General features: G+C 68.3%; 1 protein-coding gene. It reads right to left on the bottom strand.

The window, feature by feature from the left end; translation table 11 throughout:
- Nucleotides 1-956: IS701 family transposase (locus tag AB0H64_RS44915; RefSeq protein ID WP_357638081.1), on the bottom strand; the 956-nt coding region annotated here is incomplete at its 3' end.
- Nucleotides 957-1,007 lie beyond the last annotated feature (51 nt).

Here is a 1,007-nt window from a genome sequence, read left to right as displayed (position 1 = left end):
GGTCCGAAGCACAGGTAGAAGGCCAGTTCACGCTCGCCTTGATCGTTCGGGGTGAGACTGCGGCGTACCAGCAGCCACCGCTGGAAACCGCCGGGTCCGCCCAGGGGGTCGTCGGCGTGGGGCGGCAGGGTTGCCATCGCCCAGTCATACAGGCGTGGCCCCTTGGCCCCATCGCCCGCTGACAGGCGTTTCCACGCCTGCTCGGGGGCGTCGGCGGTCACCGCGTCGGCCCGTGAGCCGGTGTTGCCGTAGCCGATACCGGTGCCGACCGACTGGCTCCTGGGCACGGCCACCACATACCCGATCTCGCGTTTTTCCAGGGAGAGCCGGAATTTGTGGTCCTGGCCGTACGCCTCGTCCGCGCTCACCCACGAGGCGGGCACGCCACCGTCCAGGGCACGGTCCAGCATCGCCGCCGCCAGCGCCGGCTTGGTCGCGAACGGCACACTGTCAGGGATGCCGGCCTGCGCGCACCGGGCCCGATCGCCGGTCCACGACTTCGGCAGGTACAACTCGGCATCGAGCAACGTGCGCCCGCGCGGCGTCGCGTACGCGAGAAACACCCCGAGCTGGCAGTTCTCCACCCGACCGGCCGTACCCGAATACTGCCGCTGCACCCCCGCCGACCGGGTGCCCTTCTTGACGAAGCCGGTCTCGTCCACGATCAGCACCCCGCCCGGATCCCCCAGCTGCTCGACCACGTAATCACGCAGGTCGACACGGACATCCCGCGGATCCCACCGCACGTTGTTCAGCAGCCGCTGCATCCGATGAGGCTGCGCATCACCCGCAGCCTCAGCCAACTGCCAGCCGTTCTTACGCTCCACCGGCGCCAGCAACCCGACCAGATACGCCCGCGCCTGCCGACGCGGCTCCACCCGGCCAAAGCGGCTGGCCACCCGAGCGAACAGCTCATCCAGCCCCGCCGCCCACGACTGGAGATCCTCAGACGTCACCACATCCGACACGGATCCGACTATAGATCACAAAACATGACTGTAGTACTA

Source organism: Nonomuraea sp. NPDC050733 (genome assembly GCF_040654215.1).
In the GTDB taxonomy this organism is placed as follows: Bacteria; Actinomycetota; Actinomycetes; order Streptosporangiales; family Streptosporangiaceae; genus Nonomuraea.
Note: the sequence above shows the minus strand (reverse complement) of the source record. Positions and strands in the feature narration are given on the sequence as shown.